Raw genomic sequence first — 19,781 nt, 5'->3', positions numbered from 1 at the left:
TCCGATGGATACGAAAAAGAATGCGTCCAAGTGTTATTCAGCGACTTGCGGTGGCCGGCCCCCTTCGGGAAATAGAGTGCTCCAGGGCGGAAATTCAGGGTCCACCCCATGGCGGAAGCGGTGCTTCAGAGCATGGCCGACGGCGGCGCGCCGTGCACCTCGCGGAACGCCTGGGCGAACTTGCCCGCGTGCGCGTAGCCGCACAGCGCGGCCACCTGCTGGATGCTGTGGCGCTGCCCGGCCAGCAGCTTGCGCGCGTGCTCCATGCGCAGCTGGCGCAGGTAGGCGGCGACGCCCAGGCCGGTGCGCTCGCGAAACAGGCTCTTCAGGTAGCACTCGTTGATGCCCGCACGCCGCGCCAACTGCGCGATGGTGTGCGGCTGCTGCCATTCGGTGTGCAGAATGTCCAGCGCCTCGTCGAGTGCTGCCTGCCAGCGCCGCGATACCTGCCGCAGCGCCGGCAGGCGCGCGCCGGGGCCCGCGGCCATCAACTTGAGCAGCAGCTCCAGGCTGAGCGATTCCAGCTCCAGCCGCGCCAGCGTGGAGCCCCCGGTGCGCACCGCCAGCATCCTGCGCGCCAGGGTGCGCAGCATGGTGCCCGTGGCCTGCGAAGGCCGCAGGATGGCGTGGCTGTCGCGCCGGCCGAGCCAGGCCAGGTCGACCCCGTCCTCATGCAGCGCGCGCGCCAGCTCACGCGGGACGTCCACCGACACGCCGGTCATCAGCACGCCGCAGGGCGCGCGGTTGCGGAACACGCCGGGATTGCCGTTGCGCAGGAAGATGCTGCCCGGCTCGCACACGGTGTCTTCCCGCCCGGCCAGGCGGAAGATCGACCGGCCGTCCGCGATCAGGCCCAGGTTGAGGGTGTCGGGGTATTCGGCGTAGACGCTCTCCAGCGGCGCATCGAGCTGCCAGTGCATGCGCCCGGTCATGATGCCGCTGCCGAACTCGTGCATGTCCGTCCAGCCCCGGCCATAGACCGGCGCGATCTCGTAGCTGAGCTGGCGCGCCCCGGGCGCTGCACCGCGCGGGCGGCATCGGCGCGGAAGCAGTCGGAGTGTTTTTCGTAGAAGCTGCTGTAGCGCTCGAAGGGCGGCTGGCGCTGGCCGCGTGGCTGTACATGCATGGACGGTTCCCCAGGACGAGACGAGAAGGCTGCCACGGCCTGCGGCCATGGCAGTGATGTCATCGTTGGGGCGAATCCGCGAGCGGCGCTGTTCGCAGCCTGTTGTGCTGGAGCGCTATTCTAAATATCCACGGTTGCTATCATAAAAATAGCTTCAAGCGCTCCACACCATTGCGCGATGGGGCATGTCTGTACCGGATGCGCTGGAGGCGCACCGGCCCGGGCCACGCCCCTGTTCGGTGTGACTGCCTCCGCATCATCCCAGCAGCGCGAGCGCCTGGCGCCGCGCATCGTCCCGGTCGTCGGCCAGCAGCTTGGGGAACGGCAGCAGCTTGCTCACGGTGACGAAGCGCCCGGTGAGCAGCGCGCGCAGCGCCGGATCGGTGGTCACGTAGACGTAGCCCGCGCACCACTCGCGCAGGTCGCCCTTGCGGCGCTTGAGCCAGACCATGGAGGCACGTTCATCCTCGTGCGGCTCGTCGTCGTGGTCGTGGCTGGCGGGCGTCCACACGATCACGAAGCGCTGGCACTGGTCCAGCACGGCGTCCAGCGAGCGCAGCGTGCGCGGCACGCGGTCGGCCTCGCCCAGTTCCGGGAAACGCGCGTAGGCGATGGGCCATTCGCCGATGTCGAACAGCGCGGCATCGGGCAGGGGCGGGGTGAATTCAGGGCTTGTGGTCATCAGGGTTCTCTCGTTGCAGGGAAGGCAGCCATGCCAGCAGCAGCGCCGTGACGGCCGCCAGGGCGGCGGCGCCCGCGGCGTAGAAGGTGGGCCAGTCGATCAGCGCGGCGAGCCGGCTCGCGCCCATGGTGGCGACGATGCCCGCCAGCCGCGCGCCGCAGAACAGCACGGCGTAGCTGGTGGCCGCTTGCGCGCCCACCGACCACAGCAGCGTGAGCGCGGCGCACACCACCATCAGGCCGCCCACCACCGCCGCCATGCCGATGGCGCCCGCGATGGCGGGCCCCTGTGCCTGCGCATGCACGCCCCACCACAGCAGGGCCAGGCATGCCAGCCCCAGTGCGGCGAAGGCGGCGAAGGCGCCCGCGTTGCCCAGACGGCGGATCAGCGGGCCGGACACGGCCGACGCGAGCAGCATGCCCACGGGCTGCGCGGTGCCGACCAGCCAGGCGATTCGCTCCAGCGGCACGCCCAGGTCGATCAGCATCACGCGGTTGAGCGCGCTCAAAGGAAAGATGGCGCCGGCGACGAGCACCAGCAGGCCCAGCCGCCGGCGCATGGCGCCCCGGCGCAGCGCCTCGTAGAGCCGCGCGCCGCCGGCTGCCGGGCGCCGTGTACCCGCCGCACGATCCGCGCCTGTGAGGCCGAAGACCGGCACCAGCGCCAGCGCCAGCAGCAGCGCCACCAGCGCGAAGGTCGGCGCCCAGCCGATGCGCGCCAGCAGGCCGACGAACACGCCGCCGCCGACCAGCGCGCCCAGCGACAGCGCCGCCAGCTTGAGCGCCGCGGCCAGGGGCTTGGCCTGCTCGCCGGTCATCTCCACAGCCAGCGCGTCGAGGGCCAAGTCCATCGTCGCCACCGCCAGCGCCACCACCAGCCCCAGGGCGAACAGCAGTGGCAGGGCGGCGTGCTCCAGCAGCGCGACGGCCGCCAGCGCGGCCATGGCAACGGCCTGCGCTGCCACGATCCAGCCGATGCGCGGCGAGAGGAACGGCCAGCGCAGCCGGTCCACCAGCGGCGCCCAGAGGAAGGACAGGCCCACCGGCAGGTACAGCGCGAAGACCCAGGCCATCTGCTCCACGGGCATGCCGCGCGCGCGCAGGATGGGCGGCAGGCCGCCCTGCAGCAGCGCCACGACGACGCCGAAGCCCAGGTACAGCGCGCCGATGCCCGCGAACACGCGCCACGGGCGCACGCCCGCGTCCAGGGTAGAGCTCACCATTGGACGTTCAGCGTGGCCAGGAAGGTGCGGCTCTGCCCGTAGTTGCAGAAGTCGGCCGCGTTGCAGGTGAAGTAGGTCCTGTCGAACAGGTTGCTCACGTTCAGGGCCAGCGTGGTACCCGCGCCCAGCTCGTAGCGCAGCATCGCGTCGGCCACCGTGTAGGCGGGGATGCGCTGGGTGTTCGCGGGGTCGGCGTAGGCCGCGCCGACGTGGCGCACGCCGCCGCCCAGCGTCACGCCCGCGGGCAGGCGGTAGTCGGCCCACAGCGAGGCCGTGGTGCGCGCCACCGAGATGGGGCGCTTGTTCAGGTCCACGCCGTTGCTGCGGGTGATCTTCGGGTCGAGCACGGAGAAGCCCCCGACCAGGTTCAGCCCCCGGGCCAGGTTGAACTTGGCCTCGAACTCCACGCCGCGCGAATTCACCTCGCCGGTCTGCACCATCGCGTTGGGCAGCGACGAGTTGGGGTCGCGCGTCAGCACGTTGCGCTGGGTCAGGTCGAACGCGGCCAGCGTGTAGAGCTGCCGGGTGCCCGGCGGCTGGTACTTGACGCCGACCTCGACCTGCCGGCCGGTGGTCGGCTTGAACGGGTCGCCATAGGGGTTCACGTTCACCGGCGGGTCGAACGAGGTCGAATAGCTGGCATAGGGCGCCACGCCGCTCTCGAAGTGGTGCATCAGGCCCACACGGCCGGTGTACCGCATGAAGTCCTGGCGGGTGTTGCGGCGCGTGAGCGCGTTGTCGACGCGGATGTCGGCGTGGTCGGCGCGCAGGCCGAGCAGCAGGCCCCAGGCGCCCCAGCGGATGTGGTCCTGCGCGTACAGGCCCGCGAGCCGCTGCGTCCTGTCCGGGCTGTTGTTGGCCGCCGGGCGCGGGATGGGCTGGGTGTAGTCGGGATCGATGAGATCGAGCGACGGCGCCCCCGCCATGGCCTGGAGCTGCGTCCAGTGGTCGCGCTGCAGGTCCAGGCCGAACACCATGCGGTGCGCCAGGCTGCCGGTGGCGGCCTCGCCCTCGATGCGGGTGTCGAGGTTGATGGCGCGCATGCTCTCTTGCGACCAGGTGGCGTAGCGCGCCAGCGTCCGCTGGTCCGGCTGCAGCCGCAGCGTGCCCACCTGGCTCTGGTCCATCTCCATGCGCCAGTAGCGCAGGTTCTGCTGCAGGCGCCAGCCGCTGGCGAAGCGGTGGCTCAGCTCGTAGCCGGCGCTGGCCTGGGTGCGGTCGTACTGGTTGAAGCCGGGCGAGCCGTCGAAGAAATCGCGCCGGATGGGGCCGTAGGGGTTGGGCAGGATGGTGCCGCTGGAGGGCAGCACGCCGTAGAAGCCCCCTGCCGGGTCGTGCTGCCAGGAGGCCAGCAGGGTGAGCGCGGTATCGGTATCGGGGCGCCAGGTGACCGAGGGTGCGATGGCGATGCGCTCCTCCCGCGTCATCTGCACCGAGGTGTCGGCCTTGCGGCCCAGGGCGGTGAGGCGGTAGGTGAGCGAGCCATCCTCATTGAGCGCGCCGCCGCTGTCGAAGCCGGCCTGCACGCGGCTGTGGCTGCCCACGGCGAGGTTCACCTCGCGCACGCGCTCCGCCGTGGGGCGCTTGCCCGCCAGGCTGACGATGCCTCCCAGCGGCGCCTGGCCGTAGACCACCGAGGCGGGCCCCTTCAGCACCTCCACGCGCTCCAGGAAGTAGGGGTCGATCTGCGGGATCAGGTACGAGGAGCCGCGCGGCAGGCGCAGGCCGTCCAGGTACTGGAAGGTGTCCAGCACCCAGCCGGTGCCGCGGAACGCCATCTGGTCGAAGCGCGAGATGTCGCCCCGGATGTCGGCCGACATGCCCGGCGTGTAGCGCAGCGCCTGCTGGATGCGCTGGGCGCCCTGCGCCTCGATCTGCTCGCGGCCGACGACGTGGATGGACACGGGCGTCTCCATGACGGCCATGTCCATCTTGCCCGCCGTGGTGCTGCGGCGCGCCACGTAGCCCGCCACGGGGCCGGGGGCGGCCTCGGCCTGCGCCGATGCGCTCACGGTCACCGCGGGCAGCGCGGCGGCGGCGCCCGGCGCGGCGACGCGCTCCACCACCAGCGTGCGCCCCTGCACGCGGCCCTGCAGGCCGCTGCCGGCCAGCAGGGCGCGCAGGGCGTCGGCCACCTCGTGCGGGCCTTGCAGGGCCGGCGCCGACCGGCCCTGGGCCAGTTCGGCGGCGAAGGCCAGTTGCAGGCCCGCCTGGCTGGCCAGGGCGGCCAGCGCGGGCGCCAGCGGCTGCGCGGGAATGTCGAAGCGGACGGTCTGCGCGCCGGCAGCATGGATCTGGAACGCCAGGCCCAGGGCCAGGGCAGCGCGGAGGGGCGTGAAACGGTGCATGCGGATGCGTCCTTGTGCGGAAGAAAGAAAAGGCTTTCTTCTGTAGGACGAACCAGGCGGCGGAACCCCCAAGCTTTTTTAACGTCCTGCGAGCAGCACACCGCCATTGGGCTCGCGCACCAGGCGCACGGGCAGCGCGGCAGGCAGGGCCTGGAGCCAGTCGTGGGCCTGCGCGATCTCCACCGTGCCGCTCACGCGCAGCGGGGCGGCGCGGGCGTCGGTGCGCAGGTCCATGCGGCTATAGCGCGACAGGCGCTGCACCGCGTCGGCCAGCGGCGTGGCGTCGAAGTGCAGGCGGCCTTCGCGCCACGGCGCCGCCGGGCCGCCCGCCGCGCGGGCCGGGGCGGCGCCGGGGGCACGGCCAGCCCCTGGCCTGCGGTGAGCGCGGCCGCCAGCACCTGGCCGCCGCGCTCGACGCGCACCCGGCCCGACTCCACCTGCACCAGCACGCCACCCGCCGGGTCCAGCTCCACGCCGAAGCGCGTGCCCAGCACGGTGACGGTGACGCCGCCCGCATCGACGACGAAGGGGCGCGCGGCCTCCGCACACACCTCGAAGAAGGCGGCGCCCTGCAGCAGGCGCACGGCGCGGCGGCGGGCGTCGAAGGCCACCTCGGCGCGGCTGTCCGCGTCGAGGGCGAGGAGCGAGCCATCCGGCAAGGCCCGGTTCAGGCGCTGGCCGCGCGGCGTGGCGAAGGCGGCCTGCCATTGCAGCGCCTGCGCCTGCCAGTGGCGCCAGCCCTGCCACCCCAGCACGCCGACCGCGCCCAGGCCCAGCAGCGAGGCCAGGCTCTTGCGCCGCCCCTTGGCGGACGTGGGCAGGGCCTTGTCGCCGCGCCAGCGATGCAGCGCGGCCTCGACCCGGTCGCCCGCCACGGCCAGGTCGCGCTCCACGGTGCCCAGCGACACGCCCAGCCGCGCGGCGATGCCGGCCTGGCATTCGCCATGGATGCGGTGGGCCTCGAACACCGCGCGCGCCCGCGCAGGCAGGGCCGCCAGCGCGGCATCGAGCGCCGCCAGCGCCTGGCGGTACATCACCCCATCGGCCACGTCGGGCGCATGGGTGGCGCCCGCCCCGGTGTCGGCCGTCTGCGCCAGGTGGCTTTGCAGCCACTGCGTGCGCCGGTGCTGATCCAGGTGCAGGTTGGCCGCCACGGTGCAGAAATAGCTGCGCGCATCGCCGATGGGCTCGGCACCCGCCGCCGGGCGCTCGGCCAGGCGCATCCAGGTGTCGTGCGCCACTTCGCGCGCCTGCTCGTCGCAGCCGAGGCGGCGGCGCAGGAAGCGCACGAGGGATTCGTAGTGCAGCGGGAATTCATGCAGGAGGTGCGGCGCGGACATAGCCGCGAAGGATAGCGGACAACATGAGAATGAATCGCATTATCTTCATCGCCAGCGACCCCTGCAGCCTTGCGCGAAACGTTCATTGCGCTATCGAAAAAAGAGCTTCCAAAGCTTGATGGAAAAGCGCTGGAGGCCGAAAACCCTCTTAATCCGCCGCACCCTGCGGCGGCAGAGAAAGCACCCACTCCGCCATCTGCAGCGCCTGCTGCTGCGTGAGCTGCGGGTGGCGGGGCATGACCGCTCGACCCCATTCGCCCGCGCCGCCCTCACGGATCTTGCGCGCGATGTATTCGGGCGCATCTGCGCGCCCCCGGTAGCGGTCGGCAAGCTGCTGGAACGCCGGGCCCACGTATTGGCGCGCGAAGCCGTGGCAGCGCATGCAGCCGCTGTCTTCCACGAGCGCCTTGCCGGCCGCGAGGGCCGGGCTGGCCTGCGCCACGGCGGCGGGTGCGGAGCGCATGACGCGCCAGCCGATATTGAGCACGCCGAGCACGGCCAGCACCATGAATACCACGATGGCCCAGGCCAGCCAGCGGGGTTTGGGGGGCAGTGTGGGCTCGTCGTCCGGCATGAGGGCAAAGCGCGGATTATCCGGCTTGCCCATTGCGTCGAAACGCGCTCAATCCGTCATCGCGATCGCCTCGACCTCCAGCAGCAGGTCGGGCCGGGCCAGCGACGCCACGCCGACCATGGTGCTGGCGCAGGGGTGTTCCGCCGGCAGGAAGGGCTGGCGCGCGCGCCGCACGACCGCGGCTTTCTCCGGGTCCAGGTCGCGCACGAAGAGGGTGGTCTTGACCAGGTCGTCCATGGTGGCGCCGCAGTTGGCCAGGGCGGCCTGGATGTTGGCGTACACCTGCCGTGTCTGCGCGTGCAGGTCGCCCGCGCCCACGACACTGCCGCTGGCGTCGTAGGCCACCTGCCCCGAGACGATCAGCGTGCGGCGCACGCGCGTTTCGGCCACATGGCTGAAGCCGTTGGGGGCGGCGAGGCCCGGCGGGTTGTGGAACGTGTTCATGTGCATGGCTCCTTACTTGTTCTCGCGCAGGCCCAGGCGCTCCACCAGAGCGCGCTCGGCGGCGAAGCTCTCGCGCGCGAAGCGGGTGTAGTCGGCACTGCTCATGTAGATCAGCGGCTGGTCGTAGCGGGCCAGCACGGCGAGGTGCTCGGGGTCCTGCATCGCCTTGTGGAAGGCGTCGTGCAGCGTGGCGGCGGTGCGCGGGTCCATGCCGGCCGGGGCGCCGATGCCGTAGGGCGCGCTGGAGACGAGGCCGTAGCCCAGCTCCTTGAGCGTGGGCACCTGCGGCCAGCGCGCGGTGCGCTCGGCGCCCCAGGTGGCCAGCAGGCGCAACTGGCCACTGTCGACGTAGGGGGCCCAGCCCGTGGCCTCGGAGGCCGACATCACGTGCCCGCCCAGCAGCGCCTGCAGGTTGTCCGCCGTGCCCTTGAAAGGCACGTGGCGCAATCGCACGCCGGCCGCCGAGGCGAGCTGCTCGGTATTCAGGTGCGGCGTGCCGCCCACGCCGGCCGTGCCGTAGGTGATCTCGTCGGGGCGCTTGCGGGCGTCGTCGAGGTACTCCTTGAGCGTCTTCCAGGGCGCGTCGGCGCGCACCACGAGCCCGTAGGTGTAGCCGGAGACGCCGATCAGGTAGGTGACGTCGCGCAGCGGGTCCCAGCCCACCTTCTGCATGTGCGGCACGCGGAACACGCCCATGGGGATCTGGGCGAGCGTGTAGCCGTCGGGCCTGGCCTGGGCCAGCGCCACGACGCCCAGCGTGCCGGCCGCGCCGGGCCGGTTCTCGACCACGATGGGCTGGCCGAGGTGCCGCGCCGCGATGCTGGCCAGCACGCGCAGGGACACGTCGGTGGAACCGCCGGCGGGCCACGGCACGATCAGGCGCACGGGCCGGTCGGGAAAGGTCTGTGCAAACGACAGGCAGGCGGACAGGCCCAGGGCCAGTCCCGCCATCCAGCGGAAGAATCGGGGCATTTCGGACTCCGGCAAGGTGGGTGGAGAGCCGGATGCTAGGCAGCGCCCCGCGGGCCGTCTGTTAGCCAGTTGACACAGCCGCGCGCAGCCGCGCCACGTCGGGCACGGCGATGCGCAACCGGGACGGCACGAGCAGGCCGCGCTGCGCCAGGTCGCCCATGGCCTGGGCGACCCACGGCCGGCTCGCGCCGGTCATTCCCGCGAGCGTTTCCTGGCTGATGCCTTCGATGACGGCGGCGGCCGCGCCCGCGCGGCGCGCCTCGGGCAGCTCGGCCAGCATGACCAGCGCGTCCACGAGGCGCTGCGGCGCGGAGGCGCTGGCCAGGCGCAGCGCGCGCTGGATGCTGGAAGCCGCCATGCGCGCCAGCAGCCGCATGAGGCCCCAGCCCAGGTCGGGGTGATCGAGCACCAGCCGGTGCAGCCGCTCCTCCTGCAAGACCAGCAGCTCGGCGGCATCGAGGGTCTGCGCGGACAGCACCTTGCCGCCCTGCTCCATCGCGCCCAGCAGCCCCATCACGCTGCCGCGCGACCAGACGCCCGTCGTGATCTCCTGCCCGTCGGCCGCGATGGCGAAGGTGCGCACCCGGCCGGCGCGCACGAGGAAGATGCGGTCATCGGACTGGCCCGCGTCGAACAGCCGCGTGCCCGCGGGCATGCGCGCGACGCGCCCGCAGCGCTCCAGCGCCGCATGGTGCTGCGCCCCGAGGGCGAGGCCGTCGTCGAAGGCCATGGCCAGGCCGGCGCCCGGGCGGTGTCAGTGGCGGAAGTGCCGCACGCCCGTGAAGACCATGGCCACGCCGCGCTCGTTGGCCGCGTCGATGACCTCCTGGTCGCGCATCGAGCCGCCGGGCTGGGCCACGCAGGTCGCGCCCGCATCCACCACCACGTCCAGCCCGTCGCGGAACGGGAAGAAGGCGTCGCTGGCGACCACAGTGTTCTTCAGGCTCAGGCCTGCGGCCTCGGCCTTGATGCTGGCGATGCGGGCGGAGTCCAGGCGGCTCATCTGGCCCGCGCCCACGCCCATGGTCATGCCGCCCTTGACGAACACGATGGCGTTGCTCTTGACGTACTTGGCCACCTTCCAGGCGAACAGCAGGTCCTGCATCTCTTCCTGCGTGGGCTGCTTGGCGGTGACCACCTTCACGTCGGGCAGCTGCAGCTCGTGGTTGTCGGCGGTCTGCAGCAGCAGGCCGGAACCCACGCGCTTGGCGTCCATCAGGTTGCGGCCCTGCTTCCAGGCGGTGTCGCCGCCGGCCGGCAGCGCGATCTTCATCAGGCGCACGTTGGCCTTGGCCTTGAAGACCTCCAGCGCCTCGGGCGTGAAATCGGGCGCCATCAGCACCTCGACGAACTGCTTGGCGATCTGCTGGGCGGCCGGGCCGTCCACCGGGCGGTTGAGCGCGATGATGCCGCCGAAGGCGCTGGTGGGGTCGGTCTGGAAGGCCTTGCCGTAGGACTCCAGCGCGTTGGTGCCCACGGCCACGCCGCAGGGGTTGGCGTGCTTGACGATCACGCAGGCAGGCAGCTTGAAGCTCTTGACGCACTCCCAGGCGGCGTCGGCGTCGGCGATGTTGTTGTAGCTCAGCTCCTTGCCCTGCAGCTGCACGCCGGTGACGATGGAGCCGGGCGCGGGGTAGAGGTCGCGGTACAGCGCGGCCTGCTGGTGGCTGTTCTCGCCGTAGCGCAGATCCTGGATCTTGGTGAAGATGCCGTTGCTCTGGCCGGGGAACAGGGCGCGCTCGGGCACGTAGGCCTCGGAGAGCTTCTCGTCCTCGAACTGCACCGACGAGAGGTAGTCGCTGATGGCACCGTCGTACTGCGCGATGCGGTTGAACGCGGCCACCGACAGCGCGAAGCGCAGCTTGTCGCTCAGCTTGCCCGCGCCCTTCAGCTCGCCCAGCACGGCCTCGTACTGGTCGGCGGAGGTGATGACGCCCACGTCTTTCCAGTTCTTGGCGGCGCTGCGCACCATGGCCGGGCCGCCGATGTCGATGTTCTCGATCGCGTCGGCCAGCGTGCAGCCGGCCTTGGCGACCGTGGCCTCGAACGGGTAGAGGTTGACCACCAGCAGGTCGATGGTGTCGATGCCGTGCTCCTTCAACGCCGCCATGTGCGCGGGCACGTCGCGGCGCGCCAGCAGGCCGCCGTGCACCTTGGGGTGCAGCGTCTTCACGCGGCCGTCGAGCATCTCGGGGAACTGCGTGACCTCGGCCACCTCGGTGACGGGCAGGCCGTTGTCCGCAAGCAGCTTGGCGGTGCCGCCGGTGGAGAGCAGGCGGATGCCGAGCGCATGCAGCGCCTGGGCGAATTCGACGATGCCGGTCTTGTCGGAGACGGAGAGAAGTGCGTTCATGGGGGCCTCGGGCTTCAAGATAAAAATCCGGCTCCAGCGCCCTTCAGCCAAGCGCTGGCAGCTATGGTTATAGGAGCTTATGCAGCGCGAGCTTCTTGCGCAGCGTGTTGCGGTTCATTCCCAGCCATTCGGCAGCGCGGGACTGGTTGTTGTCGGCGTGGCTCATCACCACTTCCAGCAGAGGTTTTTCCACCAGGCGCACGACCATGTCGTACACGCCGTCGGGCGCCTCGCCGTCCAGATCGCGGAAGTAGCTCTGCAGGCTCTCGCGCACGCATTGCTCAATGCTGATGTTCTGGCTCATGTTCTGTTTCCACCCCTGCGCGCGCAGGCGGCAGCCGGTCCATGCGCGCGCCGAGCGCGTCGAAGTAATCGGCCACGGCCTGCCACTGCGTCGCGCAGTCCTCTATGGTGTTGATGTGTTGTCTGAAATCCTCGCCGCCCGGCAGCGCACGTACGTACCAGGCGATGTGCTTGCGCGCGCTGCGCACGCCGCTGGCCTCGCCGTAGAGGCCGTAGTGGTCCTGCAGATGCTCCAGCAGCAGGCGGCGCACCTCGGCCACCAGCGGCGGCGCGAGGTGCTCGCCGGTGGCGAGGAAATGGCCGATCTCGCGGAAGATCCACGGCCGGCCCTGCGCCGCGCGGCCGACCATGACCGCGTCGGCCCCCGTCGCCGCCAGCACGCCCTGCGCCTTCTCGGGGCTGGTGATGTCGCCATTGGCGACCACGGGCACGCGCACGGCGGCCTTCACGGCGGCGATGGTGTCGTATTCGGCCTCGCCCTTGTACCCCTGCTCGCGCGTGCGCCCATGCACGGTGAGCATCTGGATGCCCACGGCCTCGAACCGGCGCGCGAGCTGCACGGCGTTGCGGTGCTGCGCGCACCAGCCTGTGCGCATCTTCAGGGTGACGGGCACGCCGCGCGGCGCGCAGGCGTCGACCACGGCCTGCGCGATCTCCACCGCCAGCACCTCGTTCTGCATGAGGGCGGAGCCCGCCCACTTGTTGCAGACCTTCTTGGCCGGGCAGCCCATGTTGATGTCGATGATCTGCGCGCCCCGGTCCACGTTGTAGAGCGCGGCCTCGGCCATCATGGCCGCGTCGGTGCCCGCGATCTGCACGGCGATCGGACCCGGCTCGCCCTCGTGGTTGGCGCGGCGGCTGGTCTTGAGGCTGGCCCACAGGTCCTTGCGCGAGGTGACCATCTCGCTGACCGCGTAGCCCGCGCCCAAGCGCTTGCAGAGCTGGCGGAAAGGCCGGTCCGTCACGCCCGCCATGGGGGCGACGAACAGGCGGTTCGCCAGGGAATAGGGGCCGATCTGCAGGGCGGGCATGGAGGGAGGACGCGCGAGGGAGGCGGGATTGTACCTGCTCAAAATTTCAGCAACCAAAATGCCTGCGGGGGCCACGGTGGAGCAGCTACGGGGCGACGCGCCGCCTCTGCGCCATGTGGCGCAGATAGGCGATGAGGTCGTCCAGCGCCCGCTCGTCGAGCTGCTGCGGGCCGAAGGCCGGCATGGACCGGCCGGGCCAGTGGCGCACGCTCGCCGGGTCGCGGATCAGGCGGCGCAGCGCCGCCGGCTGGAAGTAGTCCACCGGGCTCATGGGCTGGTTCAGGTCGGGGCCGATGGTGGCCGCGCCGCCACCGTTCAGGGTGTGGCAGGCCAGGCACTGGGCCACGAACACGGACAGCCCGCGCCGCGCGGGGTCGTCCGCCGGCAGCCGCGCGGCCACGTCGATCTGCGGCCAGCGGCGCTGCGGCGGCTCGCGCACCGCCATGCGGGCGACGGCGTAGGGCCACTGCTCGTCCGACACCCCCGTGGCCACGGGCCACACGATGTAGAACGGCCCCGGCCCGGCGGCCTTGCCCGGCAGCGCGGGCCAAGGGGCGCCCTGCGGCTCCACGGCCAGCCAGGGCTGCCCCGCGCCCGTGCGCAGCGCCAGCGCGCCGGGCAGCTGCGCCACGAAGCCGTCGGTGGCCACCACCTCCAGCGTGTCGGCCGGCGTGAGGCCCAGGCCCTGCAGCACCACGGCCAGCGGCACGGCGCGCCAGCGCATGGGGCGGTGGTAAGCCCCGTCGCGCGGCACGTCGATCTCGCGCGCCTGCGCGTGCCCAGCCAGCGCCGCACCGTCGTACTGCCGGCGGCCGCCCGGCCCTTCGACCTCCAGCGTGGCCGCCTGGGCGCCGGCCAGCGCCCACACGCACGCCAGGGCGGCCAGGGCGCGCCAGCGGCTGGGCGAACGCATGCATGAAACTCCCGGCATGGCTCCCTCCTGTACGAAAACACCCACGATACAAGACCCCTCGCGGACTGCACAAGAGCGCACGGGCGCCCCTTAGGGCGTGTCATCCCATGATTTCCCCACGCGCTGGCCCCGCAATGGGGATGGATGCACGAAGCGCGGCGCAGCCAATAGCCGTAGCTATTGGCAAGCCGTGCGACAAAGCAGACGCCCCATTGCGCAGCCAGCCCGAAGGGAGGGGCATGCGGGCGGCGCATTGCGTCGTTGCGGCTCGCTTGCGTAGCCGAGCTACGCGGCACTCACCGCGCCTAGCACTGCACCGCCCGCATGCCCCTCGCGTGGGGAAATCATGGGATGACACGCCCTAAACTCCGCCTCCATGGAAATCTGGATGCACCAGTTGCTGCAATGGCTGGCCCTGCCGCAGTTCGGCCTCTCCACGGTCTTCGTGGTCTCGCTCGTCTCGGCCACGCTGCTGCCGCTCGGCTCGGAGCCTGCCGTGTTCGGGCTGGTCAAGCTCAACCCGGAGCTGTTCTGGCCAGCCGTGCTCGTGGCTACGGCCGGCAACACGCTGGGCGGCGCCATCAGCTGGTGGATGGGCCTGGGCGCGCACAAGGCCTGGCATGCCGCCCGCACGCGCCGCGCGGACGGCCTGCCGCTGGAGGGCGCCCGGGCGCCGCGCGAGCTCTCGCGCACCGAGCGCCGCGCGCGCGTGTGGCTGCGCCGCTGGGGCGCCAAGACCTGCCTGCTGAGCTGGCTGCCCGTGGTGGGTGACCCGCTGTGCGCCGTGGCCGGCTGGCTGCGCCTGCCGTTCTGGCCCTGCGTGATGTACATGGCCATCGGCAAGCTGCTGCGCTACACGACCATGACGGCGGGGCTGCTGCACCTCGTGCCCGGCCTGTGGACGCCGTGACTTGCACGCTCTCATTACTGTAGCGGACTGCGCTTTGTGGGCGGGCTCCACGCCCCATTTTTATGCCCAGAATCCGCACTGCTACACTCGTTCGCCCTCTTCTTCCTGACCCTCTCGAAAGACCGCCCGACATGAAATCCTTCGCCCTGCGCAGCCTCGCTGCCCTGCTGTCGTTCGGCCTGGTGGCCGGCGCCAGCGCCCAAGGCACCGACTGGCCCGCCAAGCAGCCCCTCACGCTGATCGTGCCGTTCGGCCCCGGCTCCAGCCCCGACACCATGGCCCGCGCCGTGGCCGAGGAGGCCGGCAAGACCCTGCAGCAGACCATCGTGGTGCAGAACAAGCCCGGCGCCAGCGGCAACCTGGGCACCGACGCCATCGCCAAGGCCAAGCCCGACGGCTACACCTTCGGCGTCTCCATCACCGGCCCGCTGGTGAACAACACGGTCATCTACAAGAACCTGCCCTACAAGCCCGCCACCGACCTGACGCCGCTCACGCTGGCCGTGCACCAGTACAACGTGCTCGTGGTGCCCGCCAATTCGCCCATCAAGTCGCTGCCCGACCTGGTGGCCGAAATGAAGAAGCCCGGCGCCAAGCTGAACTTCCCCAGCACCGGCGCGGGCACCGTGTCGCACCTGGCGGTGGAACTGCTGCTGGACCGCGTGGGCGGCAAGGCGCTGCACGTGCCCTACAAGTCCTCGCCCGACGCCGTCACCTCGCTGCTGAGCGGCGACACCACCTTCGCCGCCCTGCCCCCCGTGGCAGCCATGCCCATGGTGCAGGACGGCCGCCTGCGCGCCATCGCCGCCGTGTCGGCCAAGCGCCTGTCCTTCCTGCCCGACACGCCCACCATGGCCGAGCTGGGCTACCCCGGCGTGGAAGGCTCCGGCTGGATCGGCTTCGTGGCGCCCGCCGGCATTCCGGCCGACGTGAAGACCCGCCTCAATGCGGCCCTGACCCAAGCCCTTGCCTCCCCGGCCGTGGGCCAGCGCCTCAAGACCATGCACATGGAACCGGCCCCCACCTCGCCGGAAGCCTTCGGCCAATACATGGCCGAGGAGTTGCAGCGCTGGTCGCCGCTGATCAAGCGGCTGAACCTGGCGGAAAACTGATCCGCCTCGCCAGCAAAAAGGCCTGCCAGCGTATTGCGCTGGCAGGCCTTTTTGCGGGCGCCGCGCCGCCGTCAGGCGATGGCGCGCATGAAGGTTTCCATCTTCATCGCCGTCTCTCGGATCTCGCTGTCCGGGTCGGAGCCGGCCACCGTGCCCGCACCCGCGTAGAGGCGCAGGTAGCGGTCGCCGTCGTACTTCGCGCAGCGCAGCGTCAGCGCCCATTCGCCGTCACCGCCCTCGCGCTGCCAGCCCACCAGGCCGGCGAAGTATTCGCGGTCGAACGGCTCCAGCGCCTGGATGTGCGCGAACGCCTGCGCCGTGGGAAAGCCGCAGATGGCCGGCGTGGGGTGCAGCGCGCAGGCCAGCTCCAGCGCCGACACGGCGGGATTCCGCAGGCGCCCGGTGATGAAGGTGGACAGATGCCAGAGCGCGTCGGTGCCGATCACCGACGGGCCCTCGGGCACGTCCAAGTCGTCGCAGTGCGCGCGCAGGATGCGCACGATGTCGCTCACCACGTAGCCGTGCTCGCGCAGATCCTTCTCGGAGACGGCCAGGCCCTCGCGGCGCGCCTGGTCCTCGGCCGGATCGGCCACGCGCGGGATGGAGCCGGCCAGCGGGTTGATGAACACGCGGTCGCCCTCGCGGCGCACCAGCAGTTCGGGGCTGGCGCCGAGCATGACGGCGGCGGGCTTGCCGGCGGCCGCATCTTCAGACCAGGCGGGCACGGCGAAGGTGTAGCCGTGCGCATTGCGGCGCAGCAGGTCGCGCAGCACGTCGGCGTATTCGATGGGCGCGTCCAGCTCCACGTCCATGGCGCGCGACAGCACGATCTTGCGCACGCCGCCCTGCTCATACAAATCGAGCGCCTTGCGCACCATGTCGCCATAGACCTCCGGCGCGGGCACGGGCTGGCGCTGGAGCACGGCCGGCCGGCGCCCTGCCGGCGCGGCCACGCCGCGCGGCGGCACGGGTGCAGCCTGCAGCTGCGGCGCGATGGTGAAGCTGGCCTTGCGCGCGGTGTCGAACGGCACCAGGCCGAACAGCACGGGCTGGGCGATGCCCGCCTCGCGCGCGCTGGCGAACAGCCGGCGGATGCCGTCGGCACTCACCGGCTCGTGGGCCCGCACGGCGTCCTGCACGCCGTGCGAGCGCTGCTGCAGCGTGGGCGAGGCGAAGAACACCTCGCCGTGCGCCAGCCCGTCCACCATCCAGCCGTCGGCCGGTTGTTCCAGCGCCGTCATACGTTGAACAGGAAGTTCATCACGTCGCCATCCTTGACGACGTATTCCTTGCCTTCGGCGCGCATCTTGCCCGCGTCCTTGGCGCCCTGCTCGCCCTTGTACTGGATGAAGTCGTCGAACGCGATGGTCTGCGCGCGGATGAAGCCGCGCTCGAAATCGCCGTGGATCACGCCCGCGGCCTGGGGCGCGGTGTCGCCCTTGTGGATGGTCCAGGCGCGCACCTCCTTCACGCCGGCGGTGAAGTAGGTCTGCAGGCCCAGCAGGCCATAGCCCGCGCGGATCAGGCGGTTCAGGCCGGGCTCGGCCAGGCCCATTTCCTCCAGGAACATGGCGCGGTCGTCGTCGCTCATCTCGGCCATTTCGGCCTCGATCTTGGCGCAGATGGCCACCACGGGCGCGTTCTGCGCGGCGGCGTAGTCCTTGAGCTTGTCGAGCAGCGGGTTGTTTTCGAACCCGTCCTCGGCCACGTTGCCCACGAACATGGCGGGCTTGGCGGTGATGAGGCAGAACTGCTTGAGCAGGGGCGCGTCTTCCTTGCTCACCTCGATGGTGCGCGCGGGCTTGCCTTCGTCGAGCGCGGCCTGGATGGGCGTGAGGAGCTGCACGAGCTTGGCCGCTTCCTTGTCGTTGCCGCTCTTGGCGGCCTTGCTGTAGCGGTTGAGGGCCTTCTCGACGGTGGCGAGGTCGGCCAAGCACAGCTCGGTCTGGATGACCTCGATGTCGGCGATCGGATCCACCTTGCCCGCGACGTGGATCACGTTCGGGTCCTCGAAGCAGCGCACCACGTTGACGATGGCGTCCGTCTCGCGGATGTGCGCGAGGAACTGGTTGCCCAGGCCCTCGCCCTTGCTCGCGCCGGCCACCAGGCCCGCGATGTCCACGAACTCGACGATGGCGGGCACGGTGCGCTCGGGGCTGACGATCTCGGCGAGCTGCGCCATGCGCGGGTCGGGCACTTCCACCACGCCGGTGTTGGGCTCGATGGTGCAGAAGGGATAGTTCTCGGCGGCGATGCCGGCCTTGGTGAGGGCGTTAAAGAGGGTGGACTTGCCCACGTTGGGCAGGCCCACGATGCCGCATTTCAGGCTCATGGCAGGGCTTTCAGGTGTTCTGGGGAAAGCCTGCGATTCTATTCAGTCGAATTTGAGATTGGCGGCCACGGGCTGCCCCACGCGCAGCAGCAGGCCCGCGCCCTCCCGCACGATGGCGTTCATGCCGAAGGTGATGCCGCCGTTCATGCGCGCGTCCTGCCGGTAGCCGCGCAGCGTGTCGCCCACCGCCGTGCCGCGCTGCGCCGTGGCGGGGTCGATGTCGGGGATGGGGCAGCGCGTGCAGGGCTTGACGTGCTGCAGCCATGCCTCGCCCCCGTCCGCGAGGATGTGCAGGCCGTCGATGCGGTCTTCGTCGTGCGCCTCCACGCCGGCGATCACCAGGTTGGGCCGGAAGCGCTCCATGCCCACGGCCGCGTGGCCGCCAGCGGCGAGCCGCTCGTTGAGGCCGTCGAGCGACGCCTGGCTGGCCACCAGCACCGGAAAGCCGTCGGCGAACTGGTTGGGCGCCTCCACGCCGCCCGTCCACTTCAGGCTCGACAGGCGACGGTGGGCCGGATCGAAGCGCACCAGGCGGCAGGGTGTGCCGAGGAAGTCGGTGAACCACTGCGCCGCGACCGCGCCCATGTCCCAGGCGGGCACGGTGTCGTCCCACACGCGCACGGTGGCGGGCTGCTCCACGCGGTCCAGCGACAGGTGCAGCGCCAGCATGCCGGGGGCGCGCAGCACCAGGTCGCTGCTGCGCAGCTCGGGGCGCACCAGCGCCATGCGCGGCCAGTCGCGCTGGGTGAGGAAGACGCCCTGCGGGTCCACCACCATCCAGGCACGGTCGAGGTCCAGGCCGGTGTCGGTCAGCAAGGCCTCGCGCACCTCGATGCCGGCGCAGGACTTGACGGGGTGGATGAACAGCCGGGCGATGGTGCCGGCCAGGTCGTGGTCAGGACGAAACACGGTGGCGCTCCGCGGTTGCAGGGGCGCCGATTGTGCCCTCCTACAATCCCGCGCATGGCGCAGACTTTTGACGTATGTATCCGCGGCGCGGGCGTGGTGGGCCGCACCTTGGCACTCTTGCTGGCCCGCGACCGGCTGCGCGTGGCGCTGGTGGCGCCGCCCGCGCGCCCGGCGCAGGAGGACGTGCGCGAAGACGTGCGTGCTTATGCACTCAATGCCGCCTCGCGCGCGCTGCTGGAGTCCGTGCGCGGCTGGCCGGATGCGCAGCACGCCACAGCGGTGCGGCAGATGCAGGTGCAGGCCGACCAGGACGGCGCGGTGCATTTCGACGCCGCGCAGCAAGGCAGCGACGCACTCGCCTGGATCGTCGACGTGCCCGCGCTGGAGGCGCGCTTGGCCGAGGCCGTGCGCTACCAGCCGCTGGTGGAGGCGGTGGAGGCGCCCGTGGCCGCGCCGCTCACCGTGGTCTGCGAGGGCCGCGCCAGCCGCACGCGCGCGGAGTTCGGCGTGGAATTTGACGTGACGCCCTACGCCCAGCACGCCATCGCCACGCGCCTGGTGTGCGAGCAGCCCCACGGCCAGGCGGCGCGCCAGTGGTTCCTGGCCGACGGCGGCATCCTCGCTTTCCTGCCCCTGGAAGGCGCGCAGGGGAACTCCGTGGCCGTGGTGTGGTCAGTTCCCCAGGAGCGCGCCACCGAATGGCTGCACGCCGATGACGACACTTTCACCCACCACCTGCACGAAGCGAGCCGCGGCGCGCTGGGCGCGCTGCGCATGATCGCCCCGCGCGCCAGCTGGCCGCTGCAGCAGGCCCAGGCGCGCCACTGGTGCGGGCTGCTGCCCGGGCAGGCCCGGCAGGCCTGGGCGCTGGCGGGCGATGCCGCGCACAACGTGCACCCGCTGGCCGGCCAGGGGCTGAACCTGGGCCTGGCCGACGCGCAGGCGCTGGCGCGCGTGCTGCATGCGCGCGAGCCCTGGCGCGCCTTGAGCGACCCGCGCCCGCTGCGCCGCTACGAGCGCGAGCGCAAGGCTGCGCTGCTGCCCATGGGGCTGGTCATGGACGGCCTGCAGCAGCTCTTTACCCGCCGCGAGAGCGCCCTGGCCGCGCTGCGCAACTGGGGCATGAAGGGCTTCGAGCGCAGCGGACCGCTCAAGCACTGGGTGGCCCGCCAGGCCATGGGCGCGCGCTGACCGAACGAACACTCTCCGA

The 19,781-nt window shown here is 71.4% G+C and carries 20 protein-coding genes; 3 read left to right on the top strand and 17 right to left on the bottom strand.

What is annotated here, in order from left to right; translation table 11 throughout:
* Window positions 1-125: 125 nt before the first annotated feature.
* The 14 genes from AAG689_RS00930 to AAG689_RS00865 form a co-directional block, all read right to left on the bottom strand.
* Window positions 126-956, bottom strand: a complete 831-nt coding sequence (locus AAG689_RS00930; protein ID WP_406624394.1) for a helix-turn-helix transcriptional regulator — start codon at window positions 954-956, stop codon at window positions 126-128.
* Between the two features lie 426 nt (window positions 957-1,382).
* A complete protein-coding gene (locus tag AAG689_RS00925; protein ID WP_020230825.1) occupies window positions 1,383-1,808 on the bottom strand; it encodes a hypothetical protein in 426 nt (141 codons plus the stop codon).
* Entirely contained in the window at window positions 1,792-3,030 is a 1,239-nt protein-coding gene (locus AAG689_RS00920) for an MFS transporter (RefSeq protein ID WP_406624393.1), read from the bottom strand. The genes AAG689_RS00925 and AAG689_RS00920 overlap by 17 nt, the downstream gene beginning before the upstream one ends.
* Window positions 3,024-5,378, bottom strand: coding sequence for a TonB-dependent siderophore receptor (locus AAG689_RS00915; protein WP_406624392.1), 2,355 nt, complete (start codon window positions 5,376-5,378; stop codon window positions 3,024-3,026). The genes AAG689_RS00920 and AAG689_RS00915 overlap by 7 nt, the downstream gene beginning before the upstream one ends.
* A gap of 78 nt (window positions 5,379-5,456) precedes the next feature.
* Complete coding sequence (locus AAG689_RS00910) at window positions 5,457-5,612, bottom strand: hypothetical protein (protein ID WP_406624391.1); 156 nt, start codon at window positions 5,610-5,612, stop codon at window positions 5,457-5,459.
* Window positions 5,570-6,718 (bottom strand): sigma-70 family RNA polymerase sigma factor, encoded by a 1,149-nt coding sequence (locus AAG689_RS00905; protein WP_406624390.1) that lies wholly within the window; start codon window positions 6,716-6,718, stop codon window positions 5,570-5,572. Before AAG689_RS00905 ends, AAG689_RS00910 begins: the two co-directional genes overlap by 43 nt.
* A 148-nt stretch (window positions 6,719-6,866) precedes the next feature.
* On the bottom strand, window positions 6,867-7,325 hold the full coding sequence (locus AAG689_RS00900) for a c-type cytochrome (protein ID WP_406624389.1): 459 nt from the start codon (window positions 7,323-7,325) through the stop codon (window positions 6,867-6,869).
* 15 nt (window positions 7,326-7,340) lie between these two features.
* Entirely contained in the window at window positions 7,341-7,736 is a 396-nt protein-coding gene (locus tag AAG689_RS00895; RefSeq protein WP_406624388.1) for a RidA family protein, read from the bottom strand.
* 12 nt (window positions 7,737-7,748) lie between these two features.
* Complete coding sequence (locus AAG689_RS00890; RefSeq protein WP_034691816.1) at window positions 7,749-8,708, bottom strand: tripartite tricarboxylate transporter substrate binding protein; 960 nt, start codon at window positions 8,706-8,708, stop codon at window positions 7,749-7,751.
* 61 nt (window positions 8,709-8,769) lie between these two features.
* On the bottom strand, window positions 8,770-9,438 hold the full coding sequence (locus AAG689_RS00885; protein WP_406624387.1) for a Crp/Fnr family transcriptional regulator: 669 nt from the start codon (window positions 9,436-9,438) through the stop codon (window positions 8,770-8,772).
* A 24-nt stretch (window positions 9,439-9,462) separates the two neighbouring features.
* Window positions 9,463-11,061 carry a bifunctional phosphoribosylaminoimidazolecarboxamide formyltransferase/IMP cyclohydrolase gene (purH, locus tag AAG689_RS00880; protein ID WP_406624386.1) on the bottom strand — a complete coding sequence of 533 codons (1,599 nt, stop codon included), beginning with the start codon at window positions 11,059-11,061 and terminating at the stop codon, window positions 9,463-9,465.
* A gap of 67 nt (window positions 11,062-11,128) precedes the next feature.
* On the bottom strand, window positions 11,129-11,365 hold the full coding sequence (locus tag AAG689_RS00875) for a Fis family transcriptional regulator (protein WP_020230834.1): 237 nt from the start codon (window positions 11,363-11,365) through the stop codon (window positions 11,129-11,131).
* Window positions 11,343-12,395 carry a tRNA dihydrouridine synthase DusB gene (gene dusB / locus AAG689_RS00870; protein ID WP_406624385.1) on the bottom strand — a complete coding sequence of 351 codons (1,053 nt, stop codon included), beginning with the start codon at window positions 12,393-12,395 and terminating at the stop codon, window positions 11,343-11,345. Before dusB ends, AAG689_RS00875 begins: the two co-directional genes overlap by 23 nt.
* Before the next feature lie 85 nt (window positions 12,396-12,480).
* The gene (locus AAG689_RS00865; protein ID WP_406624384.1) at window positions 12,481-13,308 is read right to left on the bottom strand and encodes a c-type cytochrome; all 828 of its coding nucleotides are present in this window, start codon (window positions 13,306-13,308) and stop codon (window positions 12,481-12,483) included.
* 388 nt (window positions 13,309-13,696) lie between these two features.
* On the opposite strand from AAG689_RS00865, the gene AAG689_RS00860 reads away from it, so the two are divergent.
* Window positions 13,697-14,218, top strand: a complete 522-nt coding sequence (locus AAG689_RS00860) for a YqaA family protein (RefSeq protein ID WP_406626256.1) — start codon at window positions 13,697-13,699, stop codon at window positions 14,216-14,218.
* Between the two features lie 131 nt (window positions 14,219-14,349).
* Window positions 14,350-15,330 (top strand): Bug family tripartite tricarboxylate transporter substrate binding protein, encoded by a 981-nt coding sequence (locus AAG689_RS00855; protein WP_406624383.1) that lies wholly within the window; start codon window positions 14,350-14,352, stop codon window positions 15,328-15,330.
* Window positions 15,331-15,401: 71 nt separating this feature from the next.
* Here the strand turns inward: AAG689_RS00855 and AAG689_RS00850 are convergent, their stop codons facing one another.
* Genes AAG689_RS00850 through AAG689_RS00840 form a run of 3 tightly spaced genes read right to left on the bottom strand, consistent with a single transcriptional unit; the run spans window position 15,402 to window position 18,571 of the window.
* Window positions 15,402-16,571, bottom strand: coding sequence for an isochorismate synthase (locus AAG689_RS00850; protein ID WP_406624382.1), 1,170 nt, complete (start codon window positions 16,569-16,571; stop codon window positions 15,402-15,404).
* Window positions 16,568-17,662 (bottom strand): redox-regulated ATPase YchF, encoded by a 1,095-nt coding sequence (gene ychF / locus AAG689_RS00845; RefSeq protein ID WP_406624381.1) that lies wholly within the window; start codon window positions 17,660-17,662, stop codon window positions 16,568-16,570. The genes AAG689_RS00850 and ychF overlap by 4 nt, the downstream gene beginning before the upstream one ends.
* Window positions 17,663-17,704: 42 nt before the next feature.
* Window positions 17,705-18,571, bottom strand: a complete 867-nt coding sequence (locus AAG689_RS00840) for an MOSC domain-containing protein (protein WP_406624380.1) — start codon at window positions 18,569-18,571, stop codon at window positions 17,705-17,707.
* Window positions 18,572-18,625: 54 nt separating this feature from the next.
* Here AAG689_RS00840 and AAG689_RS00835 point away from each other — a divergent pair, with 54 nt between their 5' ends.
* Window positions 18,626-19,762, top strand: coding sequence for an FAD-dependent monooxygenase (locus AAG689_RS00835; RefSeq protein ID WP_406624379.1), 1,137 nt, complete (start codon window positions 18,626-18,628; stop codon window positions 19,760-19,762).
* Window positions 19,763-19,781: the final 19 nt, after the last annotated feature.

The organism is Acidovorax sp. SDU_ACID1 (assembly GCF_045291395.1).
Classification (GTDB): domain Bacteria; phylum Pseudomonadota; class Gammaproteobacteria; order Burkholderiales; family Burkholderiaceae_C; genus MR-S7.
The sequence above is the reverse complement of the archived record's forward strand: the minus strand, read 5'-3'. Positions and strand labels throughout refer to the sequence as shown.